Source organism: Nonomuraea sp. NPDC049625, assembly GCF_040675285.1.
GTDB lineage: Bacteria > Actinomycetota > Actinomycetes > Streptosporangiales > Streptosporangiaceae > Nonomuraea > Nonomuraea angiospora_A.
On the sequence record NZ_JBFAOQ010000026.1, the window covers coordinates 65580 to 91244 of the forward strand.

General features: G+C 69.6%; 27 protein-coding genes and 1 pseudogene. 14 read left to right on the forward strand and 14 right to left on the reverse strand.

The features are described from left to right. Nucleotide 1: 1 nt before the first annotated feature. Nucleotides 2-1663: a potassium-transporting ATPase subunit KdpA gene (gene kdpA / locus AB0J87_RS58105; protein WP_363983678.1), complete on the reverse strand. Its 1662-nt coding sequence runs from the start codon at nt 1661-1663 to the stop codon at nt 2-4. Beyond that, the gene (gene kdpF, locus AB0J87_RS58110; RefSeq protein WP_350737184.1) at nt 1663-1752 is read right to left on the reverse strand and encodes a K(+)-transporting ATPase subunit F; all 90 of its coding nucleotides are present in this window, start codon (nt 1750-1752) and stop codon (nt 1663-1665) included. The genes kdpA and kdpF overlap by 1 nt, the downstream gene beginning before the upstream one ends. A 408-nt stretch (nt 1753-2160) precedes the next feature. Between kdpF and AB0J87_RS58115 the strand changes: the two genes are divergently transcribed. Both AB0J87_RS58115 and AB0J87_RS58120 read left to right on the forward strand, forming a co-directional pair. Then, the gene (locus tag AB0J87_RS58115; protein WP_363983680.1) at nt 2161-3951 is read left to right on the forward strand and encodes an APC family permease; all 1791 of its coding nucleotides are present in this window, start codon (nt 2161-2163) and stop codon (nt 3949-3951) included. Next, entirely contained in the window at nt 3948-4421 is a 474-nt protein-coding gene (locus tag AB0J87_RS58120; RefSeq protein WP_363983682.1) for a hypothetical protein, read from the forward strand. Before AB0J87_RS58115 ends, AB0J87_RS58120 begins: the two co-directional genes overlap by 4 nt. A 20-nt stretch (nt 4422-4441) precedes the next feature. Here the strand turns inward: AB0J87_RS58120 and AB0J87_RS58125 are convergent, their stop codons facing one another. Continuing rightward, nucleotides 4442-4795, reverse strand: a complete 354-nt coding sequence (locus tag AB0J87_RS58125) for a YbaB/EbfC family nucleoid-associated protein (RefSeq protein WP_363983806.1) — start codon at nt 4793-4795, stop codon at nt 4442-4444. A gap of 239 nt (nt 4796-5034) precedes the next feature. Here AB0J87_RS58125 and AB0J87_RS58130 point away from each other — a divergent pair, with 239 nt between their 5' ends. The 3 genes from AB0J87_RS58130 (at nt 5035) to lysA (ending at nt 7470) form a co-directional block, all read left to right on the forward strand. Beyond that, nucleotides 5035-5196 (forward strand): hypothetical protein, encoded by a 162-nt coding sequence (locus AB0J87_RS58130; protein WP_363983684.1) that lies wholly within the window; start codon nt 5035-5037, stop codon nt 5194-5196. Nucleotides 5197-5518: 322 nt separating this feature from the next. Further along, nucleotides 5519-5779 carry an SAV_915 family protein gene (locus AB0J87_RS58135; protein ID WP_363983686.1) on the forward strand — a complete coding sequence of 87 codons (261 nt, stop codon included), beginning with the start codon at nt 5519-5521 and terminating at the stop codon, nt 5777-5779. A gap of 347 nt (nt 5780-6126) precedes the next feature. Next, nucleotides 6127-7470, forward strand: coding sequence for a diaminopimelate decarboxylase (gene lysA / locus AB0J87_RS58140; protein WP_363983688.1), 1344 nt, complete (start codon nt 6127-6129; stop codon nt 7468-7470). Between the two features lie 194 nt (nt 7471-7664). Here lysA and AB0J87_RS58145 read toward each other — a convergent pair whose 3' ends face one another. From AB0J87_RS58145 to AB0J87_RS58170, 6 genes are all read right to left on the reverse strand, one after another. Continuing rightward, nucleotides 7665-9560, reverse strand: coding sequence for a CocE/NonD family hydrolase (locus AB0J87_RS58145; RefSeq protein ID WP_363983690.1), 1896 nt, complete (start codon nt 9558-9560; stop codon nt 7665-7667). Between the two features lie 355 nt (nt 9561-9915). Further along, a complete protein-coding gene (locus tag AB0J87_RS58150) occupies nt 9916-11133 on the reverse strand; it encodes a cytochrome P450 (RefSeq protein ID WP_363983692.1) in 1218 nt (405 codons plus the stop codon). A 32-nt stretch (nt 11134-11165) separates the two neighbouring features. Further along, nucleotides 11166-11927: an ABC transporter permease gene (locus AB0J87_RS58155; protein ID WP_363983694.1), complete on the reverse strand. Its 762-nt coding sequence runs from the start codon at nt 11925-11927 to the stop codon at nt 11166-11168. 10 nt (nt 11928-11937) lie between these two features. Beyond that, on the reverse strand, nt 11938-12705 hold the full coding sequence (locus AB0J87_RS58160) for an ATP-binding cassette domain-containing protein (RefSeq protein ID WP_355205888.1): 768 nt from the start codon (nt 12703-12705) through the stop codon (nt 11938-11940). Further along, entirely contained in the window at nt 12705-13106 is a 402-nt protein-coding gene (locus tag AB0J87_RS58165) for a DUF1048 domain-containing protein (RefSeq protein ID WP_363983696.1), read from the reverse strand. Before AB0J87_RS58165 ends, AB0J87_RS58160 begins: the two co-directional genes overlap by 1 nt. Before the next feature lie 2 nt (nt 13107-13108). Further along, entirely contained in the window at nt 13109-13438 is a 330-nt protein-coding gene (locus AB0J87_RS58170) for a PadR family transcriptional regulator (protein WP_350737154.1), read from the reverse strand. Between the two features lie 489 nt (nt 13439-13927). On the opposite strand from AB0J87_RS58170, the pseudogene AB0J87_RS58175 reads away from it, so the two are divergent. Both AB0J87_RS58175 and AB0J87_RS58180 read left to right on the forward strand, forming a co-directional pair. Next, nucleotides 13928-14515, forward strand: a pseudogene (locus AB0J87_RS58175) (KUP/HAK/KT family potassium transporter); the annotation flags it as partial. A 73-nt stretch (nt 14516-14588) separates the two neighbouring features. Further along, nucleotides 14589-15776, forward strand: coding sequence for a KUP/HAK/KT family potassium transporter (locus AB0J87_RS58180; protein WP_363983699.1), 1188 nt, complete (start codon nt 14589-14591; stop codon nt 15774-15776). 35 nt (nt 15777-15811) lie between these two features. On the opposite strand, the gene AB0J87_RS58185 is transcribed toward AB0J87_RS58180, so the two are convergent. Further along, a complete protein-coding gene (locus AB0J87_RS58185) occupies nt 15812-17140 on the reverse strand; it encodes an erythromycin esterase family protein (protein WP_363983701.1) in 1329 nt (442 codons plus the stop codon). 62 nt (nt 17141-17202) lie between these two features. Here AB0J87_RS58185 and AB0J87_RS58190 point away from each other — a divergent pair, with 62 nt between their 5' ends. Beyond that, nucleotides 17203-17754, forward strand: coding sequence for a helix-turn-helix domain-containing protein (locus tag AB0J87_RS58190; protein ID WP_363983703.1), 552 nt, complete (start codon nt 17203-17205; stop codon nt 17752-17754). Between the two features lie 35 nt (nt 17755-17789). On the opposite strand, the gene AB0J87_RS58195 is transcribed toward AB0J87_RS58190, so the two are convergent. Further along, nucleotides 17790-18176: a serine hydrolase gene (locus tag AB0J87_RS58195; protein WP_363983705.1), complete on the reverse strand. Its 387-nt coding sequence runs from the start codon at nt 18174-18176 to the stop codon at nt 17790-17792. Between the two features lie 152 nt (nt 18177-18328). Between AB0J87_RS58195 and AB0J87_RS58200 the strand changes: the two genes are divergently transcribed. Beyond that, nucleotides 18329-18511 (forward strand): hypothetical protein, encoded by a 183-nt coding sequence (locus AB0J87_RS58200; protein WP_363983707.1) that lies wholly within the window; start codon nt 18329-18331, stop codon nt 18509-18511. A 165-nt stretch (nt 18512-18676) separates the two neighbouring features. Here the strand turns inward: AB0J87_RS58200 and AB0J87_RS58205 are convergent, their stop codons facing one another. Next, nucleotides 18677-18907, reverse strand: coding sequence for a hypothetical protein (locus AB0J87_RS58205; RefSeq protein WP_363983709.1), 231 nt, complete (start codon nt 18905-18907; stop codon nt 18677-18679). Between the two features lie 135 nt (nt 18908-19042). Between AB0J87_RS58205 and AB0J87_RS58210 the strand changes: the two genes are divergently transcribed. The 3 genes from AB0J87_RS58210 (at nt 19043) to AB0J87_RS58220 (ending at nt 21464) form a co-directional block, all read left to right on the forward strand. Further along, on the forward strand, nt 19043-19246 hold the full coding sequence (locus AB0J87_RS58210; protein WP_363983711.1) for a hypothetical protein: 204 nt from the start codon (nt 19043-19045) through the stop codon (nt 19244-19246). Nucleotides 19247-19259: 13 nt separating this feature from the next. Beyond that, the gene (locus AB0J87_RS58215; protein WP_363983713.1) at nt 19260-19907 is read left to right on the forward strand and encodes a nitroreductase family protein; all 648 of its coding nucleotides are present in this window, start codon (nt 19260-19262) and stop codon (nt 19905-19907) included. Between the two features lie 213 nt (nt 19908-20120). Beyond that, entirely contained in the window at nt 20121-21464 is a 1344-nt protein-coding gene (locus AB0J87_RS58220) for a HAMP domain-containing sensor histidine kinase (RefSeq protein WP_363983715.1), read from the forward strand. A gap of 102 nt (nt 21465-21566) precedes the next feature. Here AB0J87_RS58220 and AB0J87_RS58225 read toward each other — a convergent pair whose 3' ends face one another. Beyond that, nucleotides 21567-23540 carry a heavy metal translocating P-type ATPase gene (locus tag AB0J87_RS58225; protein WP_363983808.1) on the reverse strand — a complete coding sequence of 658 codons (1974 nt, stop codon included), beginning with the start codon at nt 23538-23540 and terminating at the stop codon, nt 21567-21569. Nucleotides 23541-23665: 125 nt separating this feature from the next. Here AB0J87_RS58225 and AB0J87_RS58230 point away from each other — a divergent pair, with 125 nt between their 5' ends. Beyond that, nucleotides 23666-24067 carry a metalloregulator ArsR/SmtB family transcription factor gene (locus AB0J87_RS58230; protein ID WP_363983717.1) on the forward strand — a complete coding sequence of 134 codons (402 nt, stop codon included), beginning with the start codon at nt 23666-23668 and terminating at the stop codon, nt 24065-24067. A 114-nt stretch (nt 24068-24181) separates the two neighbouring features. Here the strand turns inward: AB0J87_RS58230 and AB0J87_RS58235 are convergent, their stop codons facing one another. After that, entirely contained in the window at nt 24182-24973 is a 792-nt protein-coding gene (locus AB0J87_RS58235) for a hypothetical protein (RefSeq protein WP_363983719.1), read from the reverse strand. Between AB0J87_RS58235 and AB0J87_RS58240 the strand changes: the two genes are divergently transcribed. Beyond that, nucleotides 24972-25382 carry a hypothetical protein gene (locus AB0J87_RS58240; protein WP_363983721.1) on the forward strand — a complete coding sequence of 137 codons (411 nt, stop codon included), beginning with the start codon at nt 24972-24974 and terminating at the stop codon, nt 25380-25382. The two genes, AB0J87_RS58235 and AB0J87_RS58240, sit on opposite strands and share 2 nt — an antisense overlap. The last annotated feature ends 283 nt before the right edge of the window (nt 25383-25665 follow it).

Genomic DNA, 25665 nt, shown 5'->3' on the forward strand with positions numbered 1-25665 from the left:
GTCAGGACAGTCCTTCTGCGATGGGGCCGAGCGCGAGCGCCGGGAGGAAGGTGAGGGCGACCAGGATGATCGTCACGCCGACGACCATGCCGACGAACTGCGGCCGGTGCGTCGGCAGCGTGCCGGCGCTCTCGGGGACCGGCGACTGCGCGGCCAGCGATCCGGCCAGCGCCAGCACCAGGATGATCGGCAGGAACCGGCCGAACGCCATGCACAGGCCGAGCGCCACGTCGTACCAGGGTGTGTTGACGGTGATCCCGGCGAAGGCGGAGCCGTTGTTGTTGGAGGCGCTGGTGAACGCGTACAGCACTTCGGACAGGCCGTGCGGGCCCGCGTTCAGCATGCTCGCCCGCTGCTGCGCCGAGCCCATCGCGAACGCCGTGCCGACCAGCACCAGCACCGGCGTGACCAGGAAGTACAGGGAGGCCAGCTTGATCTCGCGCGAGCTGATCTTCTTGCCCAGGTATTCGGGGGTGCGGCCCACCATCAGGCCCGCCACGAACACCGTGATCACGGCCAGGATCAGCATGCCGTACAGGCCGGAGCCGACCCCGCCCGGCGCTACCTCGCCCAGCATCATGTTGAACAGCGTCATCATGCCGCCGAACGGCGTGTAGGAGTCGTGGAAGGAGTTGACCGCGCCGGTCGACGTCAGGGTGGTGGCGGCGGCGAAGGTGGCCGAGTTGGAGACGCCGAAGCGGGCTTCCTTGCCCTCCATGGCCGCCCCGACCGCCTGCGGCACCGTCGCGTGTCCGCCCAGCTCGAAGACGTTGGTGAGCAGCACGCTGGCCAGCGCGATCACGCTCATCACGGCGAGGATCGCGTACCCCTGCCTGACCTGCCCGACCATCTTGCCGAAGGTGCGCGTCAGCGTGAACGGGATCACCAGGATCAGGAAGATCTCCAGCCAGTTCGTCCAGGTGGTGGCGTTCTCGAACGGGTGGGCCGAGTTGGCGTTGTAGAAGCCGCCGCCGTTGGTGCCCAGCTCCTTGATAACCTCCTGCGAGGCCACCGGGCCGCCGGTGATCGGCTGGGTGCCGCCGGTCAGCGTGGTGACCTCGTGCGGGCCGGAGAAGTTCTGGATCAGCCCGCCGGCCACCAGCACCAGAGCGCCGACGAAGGCGATCGGCAGCAGGATCCGCAGCAAACCGCGGACCAGGTCCACCCAGAAGTTGCCGATCGTGTCGGAGGTGCGCCGGGCGAACCCGCGCACCAGGGCGATGGCCACGGCCATGCCCACCGACGCCGACACGAAGTTCTGCACCGCCAGCGCGGCCATCTGGGTCAGGTGGCCCATCGTGGACTCGCCGGAGTAGGCCTGCCAGTTGGTGTTGGTCACGAAGCTGATCGCCGTGTTCCAGGCGATGTGGTCGGTGACCGGCTTCATCCCGACGCTGAGCGGCAGCTTGTCCTGCAGCCGCTGGATCGCGTACACGAACAGGATCGAGATCAGCGAGAACGCCAGCAGGCTGCGGGCGTAGACACCCCAGCTCTGCTCGGCGTCCGCGCGCACCCCGAGCAGCCGGTAGATCACGCGCTCGACGGCGTTGTGCTTGGCGCTCGTGTAGACCCGGTGCATGTAGTCGCCGAACGGCTTGTGCGCCAGGGCCAGAGCGGCGATCAGGGAGACGATGAAGATCATCCCTGCGACGGTCGTGCTCATCAGAAACGCTCCGGGAACAGCAGGGCCACGACCATGAAGATCACCAGACCGGCGACCACGATCAGGCCGGCGGCGTTGACGGCACTCACAGCCGCTCCACCGCCTTCACCACGAGCCCGAAGATCACGAAGATCGCGATCGTCAGGGCGACGAAGATGACGTCAGCCATCCCCACTCCTCAATCTGGACATGTTGGTTGGGCCGCGCCCATCTCGGGCGGCGCCAAGGCCAGCAAACCCCGAGATTTGGGGCGTTTTTCCTTTCTTGACGGCTTCCATACGGCCGGAGCCTGATTTTTGACGGCATCTCTACGCGCCGCTCCGAGCGCGCCTTGGAGTTCCCCGGTCGCGGCCATGCTGCGGTACCTGGTCCTCGGCGGCGGTGACGTCCCGCCGCTGACCGGCCTCGTAGGTTTCACATAGGTATTTGGGCGTTTCACGTCTTAAATGCGTATATATGGACATCCCTGGCAGTGCGTCGGGATCAGCATGTTCTCCATGTCCATCGTGAAAACTCCCACCGCCAAGGAGCCTGCCGATACCGGCGAACGGCATCGCCTGTCCGTCGTCGGCGGTCTGGCCGCGCTGTCCCTGGACGCGATGGCGTCGGTGGCGTACGGGCCCGAGGCGATCGTGCTGGTGCTCGCCCTCGCGGGCGGCGCCGGGCTCGGCTTCACCATCCCGGTCACGCTGACCATCGCGGGCCTGCTGGCCGTGCTCACCCTCTCCTACCGGCAGGTCATCGCCGCCTTCCCCGACGGCGGCGGCGCCTACGGGGTGGCCAGGACGTACCTCGGCCGCCGGGCATCCCTGGTGGCGGGGGCCTCCCTGGTCATCGACTACGTGCTCAACGTCGCCGTCTCGGTCGCCGCCGGGGTGGCCGCGCTCACCTCGGCCTTCCCGGAGCTGCTGCCGTACACGGTGTGGTTGTGCCTGGCCGTGCTGGCTCTCGTGACGGCGGTCAACCTGCGCGGGATCGCGCACAGCGCCCGCGCGTTCATCGCCCCGACCGTGATCTACGTGGGCGCGATCCTGCTCGTCGTCGTGGCCGGGCTCATCCGCCGCGAACCCGCCGTGGACGTCTCCCACCAGGTGAGCGGCCTGCAGACGGTCGGGGTGCTGCTGTTGCTGAAGGCGTTCGCGAACGGCTGCGCGTCGCTGACCGGCGTGGAGGCCATCGCCAACGCCGTGCCGTCCTTCAGGAAGCCCCGCGTACGGCGGGCGCAGCGGGCCGAGGTCGCCTTGGGCGCCCTGCTGGCGGTCATGTTGCTGGGCATCGCCGCGCTGATCGAGAAGTTCGCCATCGCCCCGGCGGACGGGGTGACCGTGCTCGCCCAGGTCACGCGGGCCTCGCTCGGGGACGGGCCGCTGTTCTACGTGGTGCAGTTCGCCACCGTGGTGCTGCTGGCGCTGGCCGCGAACACCTCCTTCGGCGGCCTGCCGGTGCTGGCCGAGCTGCTGGCCCGCGACAACAACCTGCCGCACTTCTTCGCCCTGCGCGCCGACCGCCAGGTGCACCGCTACGGCATCGCGTTCCTGACCGTCACCAGCGCCCTGCTGCTGATCGTGGCGGGCGGCGAGATGAATCTGCTGGTGCCGCTGTTCGCGATCGGGGTGTTCGTCGGGTTCACGCTGTCGCAGGCCGGCATGGTCCGGCACTGGGTGGGCGAGCGGCCCGCCGGGTGGCGGTGGCGGGCCGGGCTGAACGGGTTCGGCGCGCTGCTGACCTTCGTGGCCGCGATCGTGGTGACGGGCTCGAAGTTCGGTGAGGGCGGCTGGCTGATCGTGGTGGCGCTGCCGCTGATGGTGGCCGTCATGGAGTGGGTCAACCGCTCGTACGCGCGGATCGGCGGGCGGCTGGAGCTGGGCAGGACGCCGTCGCCGCCGCGGCCACGCCGTTCGCTGGTGGTGGTGCCGGTGCACGCGGTCACCCGGCTGACCCGCGACGCCTTGTCGGCGGCGCTGTCGCTGGGGGACCGGGTGGTGGCCGTCAACGTCACCCACCCCGAGGACGAGCGGCAGGCGCGGGCGTTCGTCGACGACTGGGACCGGTGGGACCCGGGCGTGGAGCTGGTGCAGCTCTTCGATGCCCACCGGCGGCTCGCCGAACCGCTGCTCACCTACCTGGCCGAGGTGCCCGAACCGCACGTGTTCGTGCTCATCGCCGAGGTCGAGCCGGAGCACGCCTGGCAGCGGATGCTGCAGAACCAGCGCGGCGCGGTGCTGGCCAGGGCGCTGCGGCGGCGTACCGACGCGGTGGTGTGCCGGATGAGGTTCCGCGTCTCATGAGGCCCACGGGGGAGTGGGCGTGGGCGGGACGGGGTCATCGGGCGCACGGTGTGACGGCGCTGGTCGCGCTCCTGGCCGGCTGTCTCGCCGGGCTGCCGGCGGCCGGGTCGCTCGTACGCGAGATCGACGCCTACCGGGCCACGCACCGGCAGGTCGTCGCGCGGATCGTCGAGGAGCGGGCCATCGTGTCGCACGTGGTCTGGGACGGCGGGCGGCAGGGCGGCTGGGCCCGCGGGCCGCTGGACCGGGTCTCGGACACGACCGCCCGGATCTGGCTGGACGCGCGTGGCCGCCTGGCGCCGCGGCCTCTCGGTACGGTGGAGGTCGTCTTCGGCGCCTTCATCGCCGCCGTCCCCGCCGGGGCGTTGGGGTGGCTGGTCGTGGGGGCGCTGCTCCCGTGGTGGGCCGCTCGCCGGGCCGTCCTGCGGGTGGATCGGGAGTGGCGCGAGTACCGCTCGTCAGGGCCGTAGCGCCGGTTCGGTTGGGCTTGTCATGGTCGGAGCAGGGCCCGTACCCGGTCCATGGTCGCGGCGGCGCGCTCCAGATTCTCCTGGAACGTGCCGGTGGCGTGCCGGAGCTGGTCGGCGATGACCTGCTGGTCGGTGACGAGCCCGTTGCCGCCCAGGAACTCCTCGGCTCTCTTGCGCTGTTCGGCCTCGGCATGCTCCCTGGCCTGGTGGATCAGGCCGAGGATGGTCTCGGCCAGCCGCGCCGACTCCATGCGCATGGCGCGTGCGTCGAGCCGCAGGTCCGTGACGCCTGACGCGCTGCTGTACTCGACGCTCACCCAGCCGTCCCGCGATTCCGCGCGGGTCGTCGCGGCACTGTCCCGCAGGCGGCTCAGCCGGCCGAAGAAGCGGTCGGCGTCGGCCGCCGGCCGCTCGGGGGGAGCCGTCGGCCGCCTGCTCCGACACGTACCGGCCGGTCACCGTCTGGCTGCCCGTCGAGATGTCATTGACCGCCTCGGCGCCCGCCGGCTGGGGCAGGCCCTGCGGAGGGCTCGCCCATATGCCCTCGCCCGGGACGCGGCCGGTGAGGCCGTGGGCGGTCAGGCCGCGTTCGACCCGGTTGGCCGTGCGCCAGATGAGCATGGGGCCCTGGGCGAAGGTCGCCGCCGCCAGATCGTTCAGGCCGCTGTGGTCGCCGCGGGCGGACTCGATGCCCACGTCCACGGTCACGACCGCGCTGAGTGCGGCGGCGCACCCGTGCAGCAACACGTTCAGCAGTGACTCCACCGCGCGGTAGCCCTCGAAGAGCTTGATCGCATCCTGCCAGTTCGTGAGGGACGCGGTCGTGCCGTCCTGGATCCGTACCATGTCCTCGGCCCGGTGGCGCAGCTCCGCGATGGTGAACGCCTCGACCTCGAGACCCGGCGGCCAGGCCCTGGCGGCGGGCAGTTCGCCCCGCCCGCTCGAAACGCGGGCGTGCGCGTCCCCGAGCCAGTAAAGGCCGTCAAAGCTGCGCCAGTATTTACGCGGTCAGCGTCAGAATTGCGTAGCGATCGCGGATTGCGGCCGACGCCGGCTCTAGCGTCTTCTGCGTACGACAGTTCGCTGGAAGGAAGCAGATGTCAGAGCCCCGATTGTGCGTCCCGGTCACGGTAGGAACGTGCGCCTTGACCCTTCGGTTGTTCCGCACGGCCTCGGGCAAGCGGACAGCGGTCGCGTTCTCCTCGCCGCTCAAGCTGGCCAAGGTGCTCGGAGCCGACCAGCGGTGGGTGCTGCTCACGGCCCCGGCGCTGCGTGGCATGATCGCCGACCTGGACGTCATCGGCATCGTCATCGATCCTGCGGGCACGACGACCAGGCCCGCGAAGCGGGTGGCCTGATGTGCCTCCTGCAGCAGGATCAGGCGGGGCAGGAGTCCGGCTCCGGATTCCAGCAGGTCGCGGACGCCGAGGGGACGCCGGGTGCTTCCCCTCGGGCGGCGGGGGGAGACCGTCCCCTTTGCTGAAGCGTCGGGGACCGGCCGTCAGGAGCGGCCGGTGCCGGCGGTGTCGATCGCGGCGCCTGCCTGGTCCGCCGGCGTGACCGCGACCAGCCGGGCCTGCAGGCAGCGGCGTCAAAACCGCGTCAGAGTTTTCGTGATATGCGTCCAGATTGCGTAGAAATTTGCCGATTTATCCTGCGATGCCTTTAGCGTCCAAATTGAAGCATTTCTCGCAGGAGGAACCAGATGTCAGAGCCCCGATTGCTCGTCCCCGGCCCGCGTGAGCCCGCACGCTTCGACGAAGCCGTGGAGCCCTGGTCGGCCACCACCGGTTTCCGGCCGGTCGCCGCCACCGGAGGCGTGCCGCTCATGGACATCGTCGAGCGCTTCGGCACCCCCGCGTACGTGGTGGACGAGGCCGACGTGCGCCGGCGCTGCCGGGCCTTCCACGCCGCCCTGCCGGACGCCGACATCCGGTACGCGGCCAAGGCGTTCCTGTGCCGGGCGATGGCCACCTGGATCCGGGAGGAGGGGCTCGGCCTGGACGTCTGCTCCGGCGGCGAGCTGGCCACCGCCCGTTCCGTCGGCTTCCCCGCCGAGCGGATCGTCTTCCACGGCAACGCCAAGACCCCGCACGAGCTGGCCGAGGCGGTTCACTACGGGGTCGGTCGCATCGTCGTCGACAACCTCGCCGAGGTCGCCCGGCTCGCGATGCTGGTCCCGCACGGGCACCGGCAGAAGGTGCTGCTGCGGGTCATTCCGGACATCGAGGCGGGCGCCTGTGCGGCGATCCGCACCGGTGGCGAGGGCCAGAAGTTCGGCCTGTCCATAGCCTCCGGGGACGCCGCCGCAGCCGTCGCCAGAGTGCTGCGCCAGCCGGAGCTGCGGCTGGCGGGTCTGCACTGCCACCTGGGCTCCCAGATCCACACGACCGAGCCGTACGAGCAGGCCGCCAGGGTCATGGTCGAGCAACTGGCCGCGATCCGCGACACGTACGGGATCGTGCTGCCCGAGCTGGACCTGGGCGGCGGCATGGGCATCGCCTACCTGGAGTCGGAGCACGGCCTGACCCCCGACGAGTACGCCACGACGGTCACCAAGGCCGTGGTGGAGCGCAGCGCGGCGCTGAACCTGCCCGTACCCCGGCTGACCGTCGAGCCGGGCCGGGCGATCAGCGGCCCGGCCGGGCTCACCCTCTACCGCGTCATCGCCGTCAAGCGCACCCTCACCCGCACCTTCGTGGCCGTCGACGGCGGGATGAGTGACAACCCCCGCCCGTCCCTGTACGGCGCGCGCTACACGGCCCGCCTGATCGGCCGCCGCTCCGCCATGGCCGCCCGCGAGGTCACCCTGGTCGGACACCACTGTGAGGCGGGCGACGTCATAGCCGAAAGCGTGCCGCTGCCCTCGGACATCAGGCCCGGCGACGTCATCGCGGTCCCGGCCACGGGCGCCTACCACCACTCGATGGCCTCCACCTACAACCTCACCGGCCGCCCACCCGTCATCGCGGTCGCCGACGGCGCGGCGCGGGTGGTCGTGCGCCGGGAGGAGATCGACGACCTGCTGCGCCGGGACGTGGGACTGTGACGCGCATCCGGCCCCGGCAGGGAGTCCGGAAGGGCGTCCGACCAGAGGGCCTCGTGCTCCTGGCTCTCATCGCGCTCGTCGCGCTCCTCACACTGATCCGGACAGGGGCCTGATGCCGCCTGCCATGCTTCCGGTCGGCAGGTCGGGGCCGCCGTGTGTACGGTCGCGACTGTCCGCTCGTGTCGATCTTGCTCCTACTCGATGGGTGTGCCGTTGACCACCGGCAGCGAGATCGAGGTGCCGGCCAGGTCGACGGTGACCTTGGCCCCGGTGCCGGGTTCGACGTCGGTGCCGGTTCCGGTGCCGCTCTCGTCGAGGTTGAAGTCGTCGTTGGCTCCGGTCATGATCAGGCCCAGCCGGTGCCCGGCCTTGAACTCGTAGTCCTGCGGCAGCGTCTTCCAGGTGATCTGGTACGACTTGCCCGGCGTCAGCGGTGTCGAGCGGCTGAGCGACTTGTGGTTCTGGGCGTCCAGGATTCCGCGGGTGACCACGTTGAAGCCGGAGGTCGCCGTGTTGTCGCCGCCCCTGAGGTAGCAGCCGTCGTCATCGGCCGTGCTTTCGCCGACGCAGTCCTCGCCGCCGATGAACTTGAGGCCCTCCGCGGACGTCGCGGAGCGTTCGCGGTAGTTGATGCGGGTGTCCTGGCCGTAGTCGACGAGCAGGACGCCCAGGTTGGCGGTCGGCTTGTCCATCTTGAGGCGCAGGCTCGCCGTCGGCGTTCCGGACATCCTGATCGCGTTCTTCAACGGCGGGGTCAGGTAGGCCAGCCGGTGGGGGTTGGCGGTGGCGGGGTCGGCGGCCATCGCGATCTCGGTCTGGGCGATGTCGACGTAGCCGGCGGTGCCGGTCGAGGGCGTGCGGCCCAGGGAGCCGTCCTGCCGCGGCCGCAGGGTCGTCGTCCGCGCCGTGGGTGCGGGCCAGTCGGCCTGGGTGATCCAGCGGTCCGGGCCGAGCTGCACGTCGACGCGCGGACGGCGCAGGATGTCGTTGGAGACGCCCATCAGTTCGTGGTCGAACCACTGGTTGAGGGTGGTGAGCCACACCTCGCGGCGGGCCCAGAACGGGTCGAGGTGCCCGTACTGCGTCACCCACGCCTTGCGCTGCACCGTGCGGGGCAGCTTGGTCCACCACTCGGAGAACTGGCTGCCCACCACGTTGCGGTCCTGCATACCCATCACCGAGAAGACACTGGCGCGGACGTTGCGCACCTTGGAGATCGGGCCGGTCCGGTAGTTGCGTTCGTCCCAGTAGGCGTTGTAGTTGCCGGTCTCATCGTCGGATTCGGCGTCCATCCGCTGGCGCACCGCCTCGCACTTCTCCGCCGGATCCTTGTCGACCCGCTCGGACTGCCACCTCGCCCCGCCCTTGAACCAGGTGAGGGTGCCGTTGGCGTGCGAGTTCTCGTAGCCGCTGGTGTAGCCCGAGATGTTCACGATCGTCGCCAGCCCCTGCACGCCGGTGCCGGCGACGCCGACGCCGAGCGCTCCCTCGTACGAGTGGCCGATCATCCCGGTACGGCCGGTGGTCCAGGTGGCTCTGACCGGATCGCCCTGGTCGTCGTAGGCGGTCGCCCGGCCGTTCAGCCAGTCGACGACCGCCTTGCCGCCGAGCACGTCGGAGGCGCCGTAGGAGGTGGGGCAGCCGTCGGACAACCTGGTGCCGATCATGTCGACGGACACGAACGCGTACCCGCGCGGCACGAAGTAGTTGTCGTAATACATCGGGAATTTCGTCACGTTCCCGTTCGCGTCGTATTTCTTCTTCTCGATCTCGAAGCCGACGCCAGGGTCGTCGTAATACGGGCTTTCCTGCATGATCACCGGAACCCTGAGTCCGGAACCGGACTCCTTCGGCCGGATGATGTCCACCCGGACCAGGTCCTTCTTGCCGTCGCCGTCACTGTCGACCTGCGACTGCACCCGGACGTGCTCACGGATGGCGTCCTTGTAGGAGAAGACCGGCCGGGTGAGCCCACCGGAGACTTTGATCTTCGGCTCCGCCGTCGCGGATGCGGCGGGAGCACCGGCGACCACGAGCGGGATCGCGAGTGCGACTGCGGCGAGGAACCCTCGCCGTCGGGAGTTTGACATGTGCCTTCCTACTGCTGTCGGTGGGATCGGCGGCGGCCGACGAAGCGCGCGGAGACGGCGGCGTAGTGCGCTGACGGGCAGCAGCGAGCTTGCCGTGATGAGAGTGCGACCGGCTTTGGCCTTGGTGCGGCGCGAGCGCATCGGGCGGAACGCCTTGCGCCACGGGTTTCAGCCTGACGGCGCCGACAAGGGGATCTGGTGCCCAGCCGGGCAGGTCGCGGTGTAGATGGCGAATGCGTCGAGGGCTGCGGTGATCTTGCGGATCATGTCGGCCCCGGTAGGTCCGGGTGGCTGCTTCGACGGCGACGATGGCAGTGTTGCGGAACGCGGTGGCGTTCTCGCCATCGGCCGTCGGTCACGCGTCCCAGGCGATCGGGAGGCTCTTGACGCCGTAGATGTCGGCGGTCTCCGGGCGCAGGGCGACCTCTTCGGCCGGTACGGCCAGGCGCAGGGTGGGGAAGCGGTTGACCAGTGCGGGGAGCGCGACGCGCAGCTCGACGCGGGCCAGCTGCTGGCCCAGGCACTGGTGGATGCCGTGGCTGAAGGCCAGGTGCCCGCCGTCCTGCCGGCGGATGTCGAGTACGTGGGGGTCGGTGAAGCGCTCGGGGTCGCGGTTGGCGGTGGCGTACGACAGGATGACCGTCGAGCCGCTCTTGACGGTCTGGCCGCCCAGCTCGACGTCCTCCAGCGCCACTCTCTGGAACTGCTTGGCGACGGTCAGATACCGCAGCAGCTCCTCCACGGCCGGTTCGGCGAGCGCGGGGTCGGTGCGCAGCGCGGCCAGCTGCTCCGGGTTCTGCAGCAGCGCGAAGGTGCCCAGGGCCAGCATGTTGGCAGTGGTGTCGAAGCCGGCCGACAGCAGGATCAGGGCCATGCCCTGCAGCTCCTCATCAGTCAGGTCGCCGTCCATGAGGTCGCTGAGCACGTCGTCGGTGGGGTTGGCGCGCTTGGCGGCCACGAGCTGCGCGAGGTACTGCTGGGTGGCGGTGTAGGCGGCGATCAGTTCCTCGTCGCTGACCTCCCCGCCGAGGAACTTGTCGATGTTGTCCTGGAAGGAGCCCCGGTCCTCGTACGGCACGCCCAGCAGCTCGCAGATGATGATGGCGGGGATGGGCTTGGCGAAGGCGGTCACCAGGTCGGCCGACGGTCCGGCCTTCTCCATGGCGTCCAGGTGTTCGGCGGTGACCTGCTCGACGCGCTCGGTGAGCAGCCGCATCCGCCGGACCGTGAACTTGCCCACCAGCGGTTTGCGGTAGCGGCTGTGCTGCGGGTCGTCCATGAGGAGGAACTCGCCGGGCGGCGCCGGGGGGACCTCGATGTCGCCGTACTCGCTGTAGTCGATCAGCGGGTGGTGGCGCATGAGCTCCTTGCGCGAGCTGAACCGCGGGTCGGCCAGGACCGACCGCGCCAGGTCGTAGCCGGTGACCAGCCAGCCCTCGTGCCCGTCGGGGAAGGGGAAGCGGCTGATCGGGCCGTGCTCGCGCGCCTGGATCAGCTCCTTGGGCGGGTCGAAGGGGCAGCCGGGCTGACGCTCCGTCGGCATCGTGGGGAGGGTGTGGAGGGATTCAGTCATAACCGTTCCTTCGTTGCAATGAATGGGGGAAGTCAGGAGATCTTGCGGCGGTAGGCGTTCATGGCGAAGACGTACGCGACGGCGAGGATGCCGACACACCAGGCCAGGGCGACCCAGACATCGGTGCCGACCGGCTGCCGGCTGAACAGGGCGCGGATGGCGTTGACGATGGAGGTCACCGGCTGGTGCTCGGCGAAGAAGCGCACCGGGCCGGGCATGGTGGCGGTGGGTACGAAGGCCGAGCTGAGGAACGGCAGGAAGATGAGCGGGTAGGAGAACGCGCTCGCGCCTTCCATGGTCTTCGCGGTCAGGCCGGGGATGATGGCGATCCACGTCAGCGCCAGGGTGAACAGGATCAGGATGCCGGCGACCGCGAGCCATGCCTGCACTCCTGCCGCCGAGCGGAAGCCCATGAGCAGGGCGACGAGCACGACGACCGCGAGCGAGATCAGGTTGGCGACCAGCGAGGTCAGCACGTGCGCCCACAGCACGGACGAGCGCGCGGTCGGCATGGACTGGAATCGCTCGAAGATGCCGCTCTTCATGTCCATGAAGAGCCGGAACGCGGTGTAGGCGACGCCCGAGGCGACCGTGATGAGCAGGATGCCGGGCAGCTGGTAGTTCACGTACGAGTCCGACCCGGTGTTGATCGCACCGCCGAACACGTACACGAACATCAGCATCATGGCGATCGGCATGACCGCGGTCGTGATGATGGTGTCCGGGCTGCGCGTGATGTGGCGCAGAGATCGTCCCAGCAGGACGGTGGTGTCGCCGAAGAAGTGCTTGGTCATCGTGGTTCCCTTAGGTGTTGTTGGCGGCGACGAGGGAGAGGAAGACGTCCTCGAGGGTCGGCTGCTTTTCGATGTATTCGACCTTGGCGGGCGGGAGCAGCTGCTTGAGCTCGGCCAGGGTGCCGTTGACGATGATCCGGCCCTCGTGCAGGATCGCGATCCGGTCGGCGAGTTGTTCGGCCTCGTCCAGATACTGCGTCGTCAGCAGCACCGTCGTACCCCGGTGGGCGAGTTCCTTGACTGCCTGCCACACCTCGATGCGCGCCTGGGGGTCGAGTCCGGTGGTCGGCTCGTCGAGGAAGATGACCGGCGGGTTCCCGATGAGGCTCATCGCGATGTCGAGGCGGCGGCGCATGCCCCCCGAATACGTCGCCACCTTCCGCGCGCCGGCGTCGGTCAGCGAGAAACGAGCGAGCAGGTCATCGGCGACCTTGCCCGGGTTCTTGAGGTGCCGTAGCCGGGCGACCAGTACGAGGTTCTCCCGCCCGCTGAGGATCTCGTCGACGGCGGCGAACTGTCCGGTGAGGCTGATGGACTCCCGCACGTCGCCGGCCTGCGTGGCGACATCGAAGCCGTTCACGCTCGCCGTGCCCGCGTCGGCCTTGAGCAGCGTGGACAGGATTTTCACGGCGGTGGTCTTGCCTGCCCCGTTCGAGCCGAGCAGGGCGAAGATGCTGCCGGGCGCCACCTCGAAGTCCACGCCGCGCAGCACGTGTAGTTCCTTGTACGACTTCTCCAGGCCTCGCACCTGGATCGCCTGGGCTTGCTGTTTCGTCATCAGCTGGTCCTGTCTTCTGTGTCTTCGCCGGCGGCGCGCACGATGGCGCTGGTGAGGCGGTTTCGCTCCCGGGCTCTCCACTGCCCGATGGGGTAGTTCTGTGCGAACGCCTCGACGAACTCCACGGGGTCCTCCCCGAAGATGTCGCGGATCGGGGTTCCGTCCGCCGCGCTCCGTTCGAACAGGTCGGCGAGGTCCTCGTACATCGCGATCGAGCCCTCCACCGGCCCGGTGTGGATCAGGTACCGATCCATCGCTTCGACTGCCGTGCGGTAGTTCTCGGGAAGCTGCTTGATGCGCGCCTTGTACTGGCGGTAGCGCCGCTTCTCCTCGAGCGACCCCGTGACCACCTCCAGGTACTGCAGGTAGCGGCTCTTCTGCTCGTTCGGCTCTGTGGCCATGCCTACTTACCTCCTTCGTGGAGCTGTTCGAGCCGTTCTGCGAGGAAGCTCCAGGTCCTCCAGAACTCCTCGAGGTACGCCTGTCCCTGAGCGTTGAGGGAGTACACCTTGCGCGGCGGCCCCTTCTCGGACGGGACCTTCTCCACGTCTACGAAGCCGCGCTGCTCGATCCTGACCAGCAGGGCGTAGATGGTGCCCTCGGCGATGTCGGAGAAGCCCTGATCCCGCAGCCACGCCGTGATCTCGTAGCCGTACGCGGGCCGACCGGACAGGATCGCCAGGACGATGCCCTCCAGCACGCCCTTGAGCATCTCCGTCATCTGCTTGCCCATGGAACATCCTTCAGCTACTCGGTATTGCTAGCTACTGGTACATAGTAACGCTGAATAGCTGAAAGGCAAGCCGGGATGTCGATCCCCGGATTCGCCGGCGCGGATGTTCATGGCGTCCACCATCGCCTGCCGCGCTGACATGAGGCCGTTGCCGTGCTGACATGGCACCTGGGGCGATGACGTTCGTGAGTTCAATGGCGGGCCGGAGGAGGTGGATGCGGCTGCTCAGACCCGGGGGCCGAGGAAGCAGCGCGGTCGAACGCCTCGGGGGTGATCGTCTCGACCGAGTCGGCGGATGCGTGGTGTCGACATGGTCGGTGCGGGTGATCTGGGCTACCGGCGGTTATGTTGAGGCATCGGTATCGTCCGGTCGCGCGATAGGGGAGCGTTGTGAGCGATCGCCGGCACGTGCCCGCGCCGGAGGCGGCTCGTGGTCCGGGCGCGCACGACGCGGTGCGGCTCGCGTTGGTGGTCGGTGCCCTCGGTGTGGTGTTCGGCGACATCGGGACCAGCCCCATCTACACCCTGCAGACGGTGTTCAACCCGAGCGACCCGCATCCCGTTCCGGTGAGCACGGAGAACGTGTTCGGGGTGGTGTCGCTGGTCTTCTGGTCAGTGATGATCATCGTCACGGTCACGTACGTGTTGCTGGCGATGCGCGCCGACAACGACGGTGAGGGCGGCATCATGGCGCTGATCACGCTGGTGCGGCGGTGGAGCACGCAGCGGGGCCGGCGGACCGTCGCCGTGCTGGCGGCGCTGGGCATCTTCGGCGCTTCACTGTTCTTCGGGGACAGCATGATCACCCCGGCGATCTCGGTGCTGTCCGCGGTCGAAGGGCTCAAGGTCGTGGAGCCGTCACTGGAAGGGCTCGTCGTGCCGATCGCCGCGTTGATCATCGTGCTGCTGTTCCTGGTGCAGCGCCGGGGGACCGCGGCCGTCGGCCGGGTGTTCGGGCCCGTGATGATCGTCTGGTTCGTGACCATCGGCGCGTGCGGCGTGGCCGGCATCGCCGAGCACCCGGACATCCTCAAGGCGCTGTCGCCGACGTACGCGATCGGCTTCCTGACCGGTCATTTCGGCGTCGCCTTCTTCTCCCTGGCGGCGGTCGTGCTCGCGGTCACCGGCGCCGAGGCGGTTGTACGCCGACATGGGCCACTTCGGCCGCCGGTCGATCAACCGCGCCTGGCTGATCCTCGTGTTCCCCGCGTGCGTTCTCAGCTATCTCGGCCAGAGCGCGCTGATCCTCGCCGATCCGGCCAACATCAGCAGCCCGTTCTTCCTGCTCGTTCCCGGCTGGGGGCGGCTGCCGATGGTCCTGCTGGCCACGGCGGCGACCGTGATCGCGTCCCAGGCGGTGATCACGGGCGCGTACTCGGTCGCATCCCAGGCCGCACGACTCGGCTACCTGCCGCGGCTGCGGATCGCGCACACCTCCGAGTCCACCATGGGCCAGATCTACGTCCCCTGGATCAACTGGCTGCTGATGGTCTCGGTGCTCACCCTGGTCTTCGCCTTCCGCAGCTCCACGGCGCTGGCCTTCGCGTTCGGCATGGCGGTGACCGGGACGATCACCATCACCACCCTGCTGTTCTTCTACGTGGCCCGCGCGAAGTGGGGCACACCGGTCTGGATCATCGGCCTCGGCGCGACCGTGTTGTTGTCGGTGGACCTGCTGTTCGTCGCGGCCAACCTGACCAAGCTCGTCCACGGCGCGTGGCTGCCGCTGCTGATCGGCCTCACCGCGTTCACCGTCATGACCACCTGGCAACGGGGCCGCGAGATCATCACCGCGGAGCGCGAACGGCGCGAAGGCTCGCTGCGCGAGTTCGTCGGCCGGCTGCGCACCGGGAAGGCGGCGACGCGGCGGGTCCCGGGCACGGCCGTCTTCCTCAACCGGGGCAAGGAGACCGCGCCGCTGGCCATGCGCGCCAACGTCGAGCACAACCACGTGCGGCACGACCACGTCCTGATCATGTCCATCGAGACGGAGCCCGTGCCCCGCGTTCCGGCCGATCGGCGCATCGCCGTCGACGACCTCGGCTACGCCGACGACGGGATCTTCCACGTCACCGCCCGCTTCGGCTACATGGAGACCCCGGACGTGCTCGGCGCGCTGGCGCTGCTCGACCCGGCCATGACCGAGGGGCGGCTGCGGCTCGACCAGGCGTCCTACTTCCTGTCGAAGGTCGAGCTTCGGCGTGGCACGGCTCCGACGATGGCGCCGTGGCGCAAGCGGCTGTTCATCGCCACCTCGTACATCACCGCCGACGCCGCCGAGTTCTTCGGCCTGCCCCGAGACCGCACGGTCATCATGGGCTCGCAGATCGAGGTCTAGCGCGACGGGGGCGACCTCGCGGGGGATGCGCCCGGCTACTCGGGCTTGTAGTGGGAGAACACGTCCCGCACCTCCTGCGGCGAACAGGCGAGCGCGGCCTGGTCGGGGTCGGCGCCCGTGACGTGAGGCAGGTGCACGACGATGTCGTACGCGTCCAGCGCGCTCACAGGGGAGTAGTACGCGCCGACACCGGCGCGTTGCACGGTGGCACCCCGGACGGCCTCGGCGTCGGCCGGCGACAGTCGCCGCAGATCGGTGGCGAAGGGGCCGTCGTGGCCGGCGTGCATGAGGGCGTCGAGGCTGCCGGGCTCCGGAGCCTCCATCGGCGCGAAGAGGACGCCGGCCTGGAAGGCCGCGAAGTCGGAGTTGAGCATGTGACCGGTTCCCGAGGTGGCGCCGATGACCAGGTAGTCCTTGCCCAGCCGGTCGGCCAGGTGCATCCCCATCGGGGTCACCGGGTCCATACCGGGGAGCGTGGCGGGCCCGCGCTGGACGTGGCCGTTGTGGGCGGCCAGGACGATCCGGTCCTGTCGCCGCAGAATCCATTCGACCGTGTCGGCGATCTCGGCGTCGCGGTTGTACATCACGCTCTGCTGGTCGCCGCCGGTCATGCCGCGGATGACGGACTCCAGGGTGAGCGCGTGGTGCATGGATCGCAGCGCGCGCTCGTACTCCTCGGCGGTGGTGCGCCGGACGTACTCCAGGCGCCGGCCCTTCATGCGCGCGGCGAGGCCGGTGAGGCCCGCCGTCAGCGCGTCCTTCGTCTCGGGCGGGAGCTGGGCGTAGACGGCCATGGTCGCGGGAGCGGCGAACGCCGACGTCGCCGCGAAGGCCGAGGCCGTCTCCCGGATGGCCGGGTCGAGCTGGAAGCCGGGATCGGCCTGCGCGAGGTAGGCGAGCACGGCGTCGAGGGCGGGAATCAGGGAGGCGTTCTGGCCTCCCAGATCTATGCCGTAGAAGCCGACGGGGCGCCCGGCGGTGGCGTTGTGCCGGCGCATCCACTCCAGGTGGGCTCCCATCTGCCGCCAAAGTCCCGTGAGTGAGGTCAGGCCGCTCGCCATGATCTCGCCGAGCCGGTCCTCGCCGCCTCGAACCCAGGCGTCGGTACGCCGGCCCTCCGTGAATCCGGTCTCCATCGCGTACGCGCCGAACCCGTGCCGCTCGGTCAGGTAACGCAGCAGGCGGTGGCGCAGCTCGTAGAACTCCCGGTTGTAGTGCGCGCTCTCGCCGATCGCCACCACCCGCGCGTCACCGATCGCGTCGTCCAGCCATTCCAGGTCGTCCAGCGCGGCGCCCGGGTCCAGCGTGCGCAGGGGGATCACCGCCTCGTCGCTGAGCCGTGCCGGTGTCGTGGCCGCGGTCATCGATTGCCCCTCTCGAATAGTCCCAACTTTGGGAACAGTACCAGTTATGGGAATATTGGAGAATGGACACGCTTGAGTTGATCTTGCATCCCGTCAGGCTGCGCATCATGTGGGCACTGTCGGGTGGGCGCACCCGCACCACGTCCGACCTGTGCGAGAGCCTGCCCGACGTGCCCAAGACCACCCTGTACCGGCACGTCGGCCTGCTCGCCGACGCCGGGCTGCTGGAAGTGGCCGACGAGCAGCGGGTACGGGGGATGGTCGAGCGCTACTACCGGCTGCGGCAGAACGCCGCGCACATCGATCTCGACACGGCCAGGGCGATGTCACTTCAGGACCATCGCCACGGGTTCGCGGCGGCCATGGCGGCGCTGCTCGCCGAGTTCAACGCCTATCTTGACCGGCCGGGCGCCGATCCGGTCGCGGATCGGGTCGGGTATCGGCAGGGGACGCTGTGGCTCACCTCGGAGGAGATGGAGGAACTCGCGGTTGAGCTGCGGGAGGTGCTCAGGGCGCGGACGGGGAACGGGCCCGGACCGGAGCGGCGACCGCACGTGATCAGCGCGATCTTCTTTCCGACGGAGGAGCGGGGGCAGGACGAAGGAAGCCCGTGAACTCGTCCCGGACGGCAATGCCCAGCGCGGCGAGGTCAGTCGTCGATTGCCTGGTAGAGGGTGGTCCAGAAGTCGTGGATGGCCCGCGCCGAGTCCGGGGTGGACATGCCGGTCTGGGTGAGCAGGATGCCGACGAGCTGGTTGCGCGGGTCGGCGTAGGTGGTGGTGCCGGCTCCGCCGTCCCAGCCGAACTGGCCGATGGGCGCGTAGTCGCCACGGTAGGTGCGCACCGCCATCCCGAAGCCCCAGCCGCCATGCTGCCCGGTGCCGTACGCCAAATGGGCGACGCCGCGGGCCCAGGCCTCTCGGGCGGCTTGCTGCTCGGGCGTGAGGCGGTTGGTGGTCATCAGCTCGACGGCGGGCCGGGACAGGATCCGCTCGCTGCCGTGCATCCCGTGGTTGAGCACCTGCCTGTACGTCACCGACTCTGGCACCCTCACCGCCGCCGACCTGGTCCATCGCCTTCCTCGAACAGCAGGGACTGCTCAAGCGGGAACGAACTCCCGGCGGGCGCCGCGAACGCTATGTCGTCGACGACGAGCTCTGGGTCCGATCCATCCTTGCGGCACTGGAAATGAACGACACTCTGATCGCCGCATCGCAGCGCGCGGCGGAGATCCTCGGGGCCACGACCCCGGCCGGCGCCCGCTTCGGCTTCTCTGCCGAGTTCCTGCTCCTCGTGAACGCGCCCCTCCGGCAGGCCATGGAGCAGTGGCAGCAGGGCCGGGCAGACCGGAACGCCGAGCACCGGTCATGATCTCTCGCGGCTTTCGTTGAGGGCCTTTCCGGCCACCCCGCGCACGGCCAACCCCAACACCCAAACTCCTACGCCCCGGCCGCAGGAGTTTGGCGAGGATCGCGCTCGGCCGGCCGCGCTCGTCGAAGGTGAGGGCTTGGAAGGCGTCATCAAGGAAGGCCGGAATCAGGGCTTGGGCCCCGGCGGGCCGGCGGCGGCCTGAGCCGGTGATGGTGACTGCGTAGGACCGCCGGTCGCGCGGGTTGCGTTCCCTGCGGACGCGGCCCCCGCGGCGTGCACTTCGGCGGCGCGGGTCACGGCGGCCGAGGCCCGGTGCGGCGCGATGTCCAGCCGCTCGGCGGCGAGTCGCGGAAAGTAGGCCGTCCCGCGCCCCGTCGTCCTGGTCGTTGCCGCCATCACTCTCCTCTTGCGTCCACCCGGCAGCCTATCGCAGATCCATCTCCAGGAAGATTGTTTGACAGCAGATGATTTGCAGGCATACGGTCCGAACCGTCTGTCCGCCAATTGTTTGCACGCAGATGGAGAGTGACCGTGATCCGAACCGACGGCCGCCACCAGGTGGCCCTGGCGTTGCCGTGCGCCGCGGTGTTCCTGGACTCGATGGACCTGTCGTTGATGGGCGTGGCCCCGCCCGCCATCGGGCGTGATCTGTCGCGGGCGGCTTCTCCCTGGCCGGCGCCCTCATCCGCCTACGGCCTGCGCTCGCGCCGCCCCGTACCCGTCCCCACCGCCTGACAGGAGACCCATCGTGACGCTGGACCTCACCCCCGACGAACTGCTGAGCACCACCCGGGCCGTGCGCAAACGCCTGGACTTCACCCGGCCGGTGCCTCGCGAGCTGATCGAGCAGTGCGTCGACCTCGCCGTGCAGGCGCCCACCGGGCGCAACCGGCAGCGCTGGCACTTCATGGTCGTGACCGAGGCCGAGCAGCGCCGGGCCGTGGCCGACATCTTCCTGCGCGCCCTGACGCTGGCCACGGGGCAGCCGCTGACCGAACGTGATCTGTGGCGCATGAGCTACCATTCCGGTTCCACCGAGCGGGTTTTCGATGGCCTGCGGTACCTGGCCGCCAACATCCACCGGGTGCCCGCGTTCGTCATCCCCGGCGTGGAGGGACGCACCGACCATGAGCCGGTGGCCGTGCAGGCGGGGGCGTGGGGGTCGATCCTGCCCGCGGTGTGGAGTTTCATGCTGGCCGCCCGGGCGCGCGGGCTGGGCACGGTGTGGACCACCGCGCAGGCGCCGCTCGAACGCGAGCTGGCCAAGGTGCTCGGCGTGCCGTACGAGGAGGTCATGCTGGCGGCCTTCATCCCGCTGGCCTTCACGCTCGGCACCGACTTCAAGCCCGCTCCCCGCATCCCACGGGAGGAGGTTCTGCACTGGGACCGGTGGTGAGCGGGCCGGCCAGACCGCCCTGACCCAGGTGCGGCCTGGTGAGCTCGGCCGCTGACCCACCGCACCCGGGCGCTCGGTGGTCCGAGACTTGGAAAGGTCTTGGAACGTCCCATGCCATTACCCGAACGCCTCGTGCACAGCCTGCTACGGCCCGCGTGTTCAACTGGGGCGGAGGGATGGCGCATGAAGACTCCGCGACGTTGGACGATTACGGTGCGTATCACGGTGTTCGCGGGGGCGGTGGCGGCCCTGCTGTCCGCGCTCCTCGCCACGATGGTCATGATCGCGATCCATCGGGTCGCCATGGGAGACCTCATGGGGGAGCTCGCCGCCGCTGGTGGTCGTGTGGCCCATGAGGTGGAGCACAACGAGGTGGTCACGCCGCTGGTCGAGTACAAGGGCCGCAACCTGCAGATCGTCGACGGCACGGGGAAGGTCGTCGCGGCGACGCCGCAACTGCAGGGCAAGCCGGTCATGGCCGGCATCACCCCCGACCGCAAGAACGTCTCCAGCGGCGTCGTCTGCGGCGGGGTCTTCCGTTCCGGCGAGTGCAACGTCGTGGTCGCGCAGTCGGCGTACCGGCCGGGAGACGACTGGGTCGTCTACAGTTCCTCTCCCACGGTCCCTCTGTACGTCGATCCGTGGCTGGCCGCGACGGTGATCGGCGCCGCCGTGGCGATGGCCGTGGCCATCACCACGATCGGCCATCGGATCGTCACCGAATCGCTCAGACCGGTGAACGCCATCCGGATGGAGCTCGACAAGATCACTGAGACCCGTCCCGACCGGCGGGTGCCTCTTCCGCGGAGCCAGGACGAGATCCACGAGCTGGCCGACAGCGTCAACCGGACTCTGGCGCGGCTGGAGGCCGCCATGAAACTGCAGCGGCATTTCACCTCGGACGCCTCCCACGAGCTGCGTACCCCCATCGCCGCGATACGGGCCGAGGTCGAGGACGCCCTGCACGCGCCCGAGGAGACCAGCGTGCCCACGCTGGGCAACACCGTTCTGAGGAGCGTGGACCGGCTCGAGGCGATCGTGGGCGACCTGCTGACCATCGCACGGCTGGAGGCGGGCAAGGAGGTGGAACGCGAGCCGATCGACCTGGCCGAATTCGTGACCTCGGAGTGCGAGAGGCGCCCGAAGCAGGACAAGCGGTTCGAGTTCTCGCTCGAGCGCGGTGTGGTGGTGACCGGCGACCGGGTTCAGCTGTCGCGCCTGCTCACCAACCTGATCGACAACGCCGAGCGGCACGCCGCCACCACCGTCGCCTTCCACGTAAGGCGCTCGTTCTGCCCCAAGCGCGACATCCAGCGCTTCCCGAACGGCATCGCGATGCTGGAAGTGATCGACAACGGTCCGGGCATCGATCCGGAGAAGCGCGAGCTGGTCTTCCAGCGCTTCACCCGGCTGGACACCGCCCGTGACAGGTACGCCGGCGGCACCGGGCTGGGCCTGCCGATCGCCCGGCAGATCGCCGAGGCGCACGCCGGCACCCTTCGGATCGAGGACAGCCCCCACGGCACACGGTTCATCCTCCGCCTTCCGCTCGGCTAGGCGTGGCCGGGAGGAGGGTGGTCCAGAAGTCGTGGACGGCCCGCGCGGAATCCGGGCTGGGCCGACCGGGCGGCATTGGCTGCAGGGCTCAGGGCCCGTGACTCAATGTTCGAGCGGCACACGCCTCCACGCCGCATCGCGCAGCAGGCGCAGGCCGTTGAGGCCGACGATGACGGTGGAGCCCTCGTGCCCGGCCACCCCCAGCGGCAGCGGCAGCTCACCGAACAGATCCCAGGCCACCAGCACGGCGATGAACGTGCCGGCGATGACAAGGTTGGCGACCACCAGGCGGCGGGCGCGGCGGGCCAGGGCGAGGACCGCCGGGACGGTGGACAGGTCGTCGCGGGTGATGACGGCGTCGGCGGCCTGCAGGGTGAGGGCGGCCCCGGAGCCACCCATCGCGATGCCGGCGTGCGCGCTGGCCAGAGCGGGGGCGTCGTTGACGCCGTCGCCGACCAAGGCCGGCCGGGCGCCTTGCCGCCGCAGTTCGTGGACGGCCTCGACCTTGTCCTGCGGCAGCAGTCCGGCCCGTACGTCGGTGATGCCGGCCTGGTCGGCCACGCGGGCCGCAGCGCGGGGGTTGTCACCGGTCAGCAGGACGGGGGCCGTCCTGGTCAGGCCGGTCAGCTGCGCCACCGCCCGTGCTGCGCCGGCACGCATGCGGTCGGCCAGACCGAGCACCGCGACGGGACGGCCGTCCAGGAGCAGCAGCACGGCGCTGTGCCCGTCCTCCTCGACCTCGGCGACAACCTGGCGGGCCTGCTCGGCATCGCCGGACATGGCGCCGCCCGCGGTCTGGTCCAGCAGGCGAGCGGGGCTGCCGATCTCGACCAGGCGTCCATCGACGCGGGCGCGGACGCCGCGCCCGGGCAGGGCGGCGAAGTCAGCCGCCGCGGGCAGCGGCAGGCGCTGGTGGCGGGCGGCGGCGACGATGGCGCGGCCGAGCGGATGTTCCGAGCCCTGCTCGGCCGCCGCCGCCAGTGCGAGCAGCCGATCGGCCTGCACCCCGGCCCCGCGCTCTGATCCACTTCTCGCGGTGGCCGTCGTGCCGGTCAGGACACGCAGGCAGGACAGGTACGGCCGGCCCTCGGTCAGGGTCCCGGTCTTGTCGAAGGCGACCAGGTCGACGTCGGCCAGGTGTTCCATCACCACCGCGGACTTGACCAGCACGCCGTTGCGGCCGGCGGTGGCGATCGCGGCCAGCAGCGGCGGCATGGTGGCCAGCACCACCGCGCACGGCGAGGCCACGATCATGAACGTCATCGCCCGCAGCAGGCTGTCCTGCACCGAGGTGCCCCACAGCAGGGGCAGCGTGAACAGAGCGAGGGTGGCGGCGACCATGACGATCGAGTAGCGCTGCTCGACCTTCTCGATGAACAGCTGGGTGCGGGCCTTCGTGGCGCTGGCCTGCTCGACCATGGCCACGATCCGGGCGATCACCGTCTCGCCGGCGGGCCGGGTGACCTGGACGCGCAGCGCGCCGGTGCCGTTCATCGTCCCGGCGAACACCTCATCGCCGCTCTGCTTGTCGGCCGGGAGGCTCTCGCCGGTGATGGAGGCCTGGTCGACGTCGCTGACCCCGGCCACGACGCGCCCGTCGGCGCCGATCCGCTCGCCCGGCCGTACCACGATGACGTCGCCCACCCGCAGGTCGGCGGCCGCCACGACCTCCTCGTCACCGTCGGAGTCGATGCGGGTGGCCTGGTCGGGGGCCAGGTCCAGCAGGCCGCGCACCGAGTCCTCGGTGCGTTTGGTGGCCACCGCCTCCAGCGCGCCGGAGGTGGCGAAGATGACGATCAGCAGCGCGCCGTCGAAGACCTGACCGATCGCCGCGGCGCCGATCGCGGCGACGACCATGAGCAGATCGACGTCCAGGGTCTTCTCGCGCAGGGCCTTCAGCCCGGCCAGGCCCGGTTCCCAGCCGCCGGCGGCGTAGCAGGTCAGATACAGCGCCCACCACAGCCAGGCGGGCGCGCCGGCGAGCTGGGCCAGGCCGCCCGCGGCGAACAGCGCGGTGGCCGCCAGGGCCCAGCGCACCTCCGGCAGTGAGCCCGCCCCCGAGCGCCACCAGCGCAGTGGTCTGGATACGGGCGCCGGGCGTGCGGCGGCTTCGAACGTGGTCAGATCAGTGGTCACCGAAGCATCGTATATGCGCAGTCACGCAGATACGCATGCAGTGAGGTTCGGGGTAGGCTTGCCGCATGCACACCTCGCTGCCCGACTTCGACATGCCGAACGAGGAACAGGTGCATCTGGCCGCCGAGTCGTTCCGCCTGTTGTCCGATCCCACCCGCATCAAGATCCTTTGGGCGCTGCTGCAGGGCGAGTCCAACGTCGCCTGCCTGGCCGAGCTCGCCGACGCCGCTCCCACCGCGGTCAGCCAGCACCTGGCCAAACTCCGGCTGGCCGGACTCGTCAAGGGCCGCCGCGAGGGAACCTTCGTGTACTACAGCGCCGCCGACGAGCACGTCCGGCGCCTGCTGGCCGAAGGACTGTTCCACGCCGACCACCTCGACCGAGCCGGCCAGGCTGAAGGGGCCGGTCAGGCCGAGGCTCGGCTGGACGCGCCGCCGGGCGAACGGGCGGCCGCGCACGCACGCTGACCCGTCCAGCCGTCGCGGGTAGGCGTTTCGGACGCTCCAGCGGCATCGATCATGAGTCCGGAGACGCTTTAGATCACAACAGGTCAGCGCGGTGCAAGCGGCAGGATCGAAATTTCAACCGCCGACGGGCAGACGGTCGAGTGTGTGCATGATGGCGGCTTGACCGGTGCGCAGGGCGGCGGCCGGGTCGGTCTCGACCGGTCCCTGCCGGCGGAGGTAGACCATGGTGGTGCCCTGGCGCACGCCCACGGCGACATGAGCAACCGAGTGGCGGTAGGTGCCCTTGGGCCGACGCGATGGGTCGGGGCGCTGCACGGCGAAGGTCCTGATCTCGCCCGTCCACGGGCCACTGGTGAAGGGTTCGAGTCGGGGATCGATAGAACGGATACTGCAGTGGCGGCTTCTCCACGTTTCCCCGGACGACGCGCTCGCGTCCGGGAGAACATTGAGGAACACCTGGAACCCCCCGTCCCCGGCGAAGGAGCCTCGGCAGGTTGGCGGAAGTGGCCGAAGCCGCGGTGTGGAGAAGTCGGCCACCTGGGACTGTTTCTCCTGTTCACGCCGGGGGTCTTTCATGAGCAGGAGGTCGGACGTGACTTCGATGGGCTCCTCGGCTCCCGGATCGAAGGGCCCTTCACGACCGGCCCGGAACGGCCGGAAATCCTGGCGCGACCGCATCCACTGGGAGATGGTGAGCGCTCTGGCGGGCATTGGCGGGTTGATCGTCGCTCTTGCCGCGCTTCGGGCGGGTGGAGAACCTGGATCAGGGATCACGTCGGCGTCACCGACGCCGACGGTGACGGTGACCGAATCGGCGGCCCCGTCTTCCCGCTCTCGTTCCAGGACGCCGAAGCCGACGGTCGAAGAGGACCCGTCGACCGAGCCGACGGGGTCGGCGTGCGTCATGACGACGGGCGAGTGCCGGCTGGAGAAGATGCTCGGCTCGGCGGACTTGCGGAACTGCCGGCCTGCCGCTCGTCCTCCGGCCGGTGCGGTGGCCGCGCTCGACTGCACGGCCGTCCGGTCGGGTCCGGTTCACGATCCGATGATCGTGCTGTTCCGCAGCGACGCCGACGCCGAGACGTGGGTGGAGTCGTACTGGTGGGCCCTGCACGACGGCCGGGGAGGCAACTGTGCCACCGGGGCCGAGTACAAAGGCACCTGGGTCAGGGGCAAGCTGCTCTGCACCCTCAACGGGCCGTACTACGCCATGTCCTGGACGTACACAGGTCGGTCCGTGGCCATGACCGCCGAGGCCTGGACGCCACAGCCGCTGTACGCCTGGTGGCAGGGCCTTTCACTGCTGAGCAACTGAGCCGGCCAGACTGTCTTGAGCAGGAGTCGCTGTCGCAGTTCACCGAGTCGGGATCGTGCCTCGCCTGGGTGCGCGAGCTCGGGACGACGCACCTGATCGTCCGATGCCAAGCCCGATCCCGGCGGGTGCTGGCCGGCTGCTGGCGCGTGAAGTGCCCATATTTCGGCCGCAGTTCGTGTTATCGACACCCATCGGTCCGATTGCTAGGTTCGTCGTGATCAACCAAATCAGCCGAACGACCGGCAGGGTGATGCACTTGCGCGAAAATGCCCACATCGGCGGA